The organism is Hominisplanchenecus faecis, assembly GCF_020687205.1.
GTDB lineage: Bacteria > Bacillota > Clostridia > Lachnospirales > Lachnospiraceae > Hominisplanchenecus > Hominisplanchenecus faecis.
This window is the reverse complement of record NZ_JAJEQE010000090.1, coordinates 1-3053: the sequence shown is the minus strand read 5'-3', so window position 1 is coordinate 3053 and position 3053 is coordinate 1. Positions and strand designations below refer to the sequence as shown.

The 3053-nt window shown below is 46.5% G+C and carries 4 protein-coding genes; all 4 read right to left on the bottom strand.

Annotated features, from left to right (window positions below; genetic code table 11):
• Positions 1 to 81: 81 nt before the first annotated feature.
• The gene (locus LKD42_RS14870; protein ID WP_147631644.1) at positions 82 to 279 is read right to left on the bottom strand and encodes an alpha/beta-type small acid-soluble spore protein; all 198 of its coding nucleotides are present in this window, start codon (positions 277 to 279) and stop codon (positions 82 to 84) included.
• A 98-nt stretch (positions 280 to 377) separates the two neighbouring features.
• Positions 378 to 563 carry a PspC domain-containing protein gene (locus LKD42_RS14865; protein WP_147631645.1) on the bottom strand — a complete coding sequence of 62 codons (186 nt, stop codon included), beginning with the start codon at positions 561 to 563 and terminating at the stop codon, positions 378 to 380.
• A gap of 140 nt (positions 564 to 703) precedes the next feature.
• Positions 704 to 1984 carry a glutamate-1-semialdehyde 2,1-aminomutase gene (hemL, locus tag LKD42_RS14860; protein WP_147631677.1) on the bottom strand — a complete coding sequence of 427 codons (1281 nt, stop codon included), beginning with the start codon at positions 1982 to 1984 and terminating at the stop codon, positions 704 to 706.
• Positions 1984 to 2967 (bottom strand): porphobilinogen synthase, encoded by a 984-nt coding sequence (gene hemB, locus LKD42_RS14855; protein ID WP_248836146.1) that lies wholly within the window; start codon positions 2965 to 2967, stop codon positions 1984 to 1986. The genes hemL and hemB overlap by 1 nt, the downstream gene beginning before the upstream one ends.
• Between the last annotated feature and the right edge of the window lie 86 nt (positions 2968 to 3053).

The window sequence follows — 3053 nt, the reverse complement described above, 5'->3', positions numbered from 1 at the left end:
AGCGATTCTGTTGGGTAAATGTCAGCAAAGCTGACCAGAATCGCGTGCCAAGTCTCACGTGCGTTCGACTTGAAAAACCGCTTAAGCACCGGACTTTTTCTCTTCACGCCGTCTTCGTGTCATAAGGCCTCCGATGCGGCCGGTTTCCTTTGCAGTCAACGCCTTCCAGCCCTGCTCCATTACTTTATCGAGAAGTCCCAGTTCTTTTGCGATCTCATATTTTAATTCTTCTTCCGGTGCCAGATTATTTAAATCAATTTTTTCTTTTTTCTTAGACATATAGACCATACCCCTTTCTTTTCTGGAGTATGGCCTGATTTTTCATTTACTATTCATAAATCTTACAAAAGGGATCTGCCAGGGAGCAGATGCTGCTTTTAGTACTCTTCCGGCATGATGATCGCTGCAATGATATACAGGATTACTCCGGTACTGGTGCAGCCAAGTAATACACACAGAAGACGCACGATTGTCGGGTCAATACCAAAATATTCGCCGATACCGCCGCATACACCACATATTACCCTGTTCGTTTTTGATTTGTAAAGTCTCTTTGGTTCCATAATCTTTCATCCTTTCATAAACTTTTTCCTGCTCACTTATAACTCACCTTCGTCAAAAATATTGCCAATCCTGGCCGAGTACTTTTTCCATTCTGTTTTATACAGTTGAAGGTTTCCTGTTCGGTTCGCTCGCCTGTCGTTCATTTGCACATTAAGAAATTCTCCGCCTTCTGCAGTGCATAAGCCAGATTTTCTTCCGTATGTGCCGCTGACACAAACATGGCTTCAAACTGTGCCGGTGCAAGATGGATTCCATTGTCCAGCATATATTTAAAATACCGTGCATACTCAGCAGTATCTGAGGTTTTGGCGGAAGCATAGTCAACAACCTGCTGTTCTGTGAAAAACAGGGAACCGATTGAGCCGACATGGTTTACCTGCCATGCATGTCCGCTCTTTCTGACATTTTCTTTCATGGTTTCAAAGAAAGTATCGCTTTTCTGATTGAGTTCTTCATAAATCTGCGGATTGTTTTTCAAAATGGTAAGCTGTGCAATGCCTGCTGCCATGGCAACCGGATTGCCGCTTAAGGTTCCTGCCTGATAAACCGCTCCGACCGGTGAGACCATCTCCATGATCTCGCGTTTTCCTCCGTAAGCTCCGACCGGCATGCCGGCTCCGATGATCTTGCCGTATGTCACAAGATCGGCATCGATACCAAAATAACCCTGTGCACCTTGAAGTCCAAGTCGGAATCCGGTGATCACTTCATCGAAGATCAGAACGCTTCCATGCTCGCTACAGAATTTTCGAAGTCCTTCCAGAAATCCCTTTTTCGGCGGAACAACGCCCATATTGGCTGCCACCGGCTCTACGATCACGGCAGCGATTTCCTTTGGATATTCGGCAAACAGTGCCTCTACGCTTGCCAGATCATTGTAAATGGCAGATAACGTATCCTGTGTACATCCTGCCGGTACACCGGCACTGTCCGGGATTCCGGCTGTCATAACTCCGGAACCTGCTTTTACCAGAAGTGCATCGGAATGTCCATGATAGCATCCGGTAAATTTTACGATCTTATCCCTTCTTGTATAACCTCTGGCTGCACGGATGGCACTCATCACGGCTTCTGTTCCGGAATTGACCATACGCACCATTTCAAGTGACGGGATCACATCTGTCATCAGCTCTGCCATCTCTACTTCTTTTTCAGTGGCAGCTCCAAAACTCAGTCCTTTTTCACATGCTTTGATCACGGCTTCTTTGATCGCTGGATGGTTGTGTCCGAGGATCATCGGTCCCCAGGAACCGATAAAATCCAGATATTTGTTTCCATCGACATCTGTCATATAAACACCGTCTGCCTGTTCAATAAAACGCGGCGTGCTGCCAACACTTCCAAAAGCACGCACCGGGCTGTTCACGCCACCCGGCATCAAAGTAACTGCTTTTTTAAAAAGTTCTTCTGATCTTGTCATCATCCAATCTTCCCTTCATCCATCATTTTTGCAATCTCTTTTGCAAAATAGGTGAGATAAATATCGGCTCCGGCACGGTAAGCACCGACTGCCATCTCACCGATGATCCGTTCTTCATCAATATAGCCTAGTTTGGCTCCTGCTTTTACCATAGCATATTCTCCGCTGACGCTGTAGGCTGCAACCGGTGTGTTGACCACTTTTCGCACTTCTGTGATCACATCCTGATAAGCCATCGCCGGTTTTACCATAATGATATCCGCTCCCTCTTCGACATCGAGCAGAGCCTCTTTGATGCCTTCTCTTTTATTATGAAAATCCATCTGATATGTTTTGCGATCACCAAAAGACGGAGCAGAACCTGCCGCTTCACGGAATGGACCATAAAAGGCGGATGCATATTTCACAGCATAAGACATGATCGGTGTGCCTGTATGTCCCGCCTGATCGAGCATCGTACGGATCGCACGCACACGGCCGTCCATCATATCGGATGGTGCTACCATATCTGCTCCGGCTTCCACATGAGAAAGAGCGGTCTTTGCAAGCAGATCCAGCGTCCTATCATTGTCCACATCGTGTCCGCACAACATGCCGCAGTGTCCGTGTGATGTGTACTCGCACATACAAACGTCCGTGATCAGATACAGTTCCGGGAATTTTTCTTTTGCTTCCCGAAGTGCTCTCTGCACAATGCCATTTTCGTCGTAGGCTCCGCTTCCCACTTCGTCTTTCTGATCCGGGATGCCAAAAAACATCACATTTTTCACACCGGCATTTAACAGCCGCTCCAGTTCAAATCCCATGCAGTCCACACTGTAACGGTACTGTCCGTCCATGGACGGGATCTCCTCCCGGATGTCGTTCCCTTCTTTTACAAACATCGGATAGATCAGGGAAGACTTATCCATTCTCGTCTCTCTCACCATTCTTCTGAGTGTATCGTTTCCTCTTAATCTTCTTGGTCGGATTGTCATATCCATCTTTTGTTACCTGCCACTCAAAATGTGATTAAATATACTCACACCGAGATAATGTAGACCCTCACGAGTTCTACTTACTGCTTTAT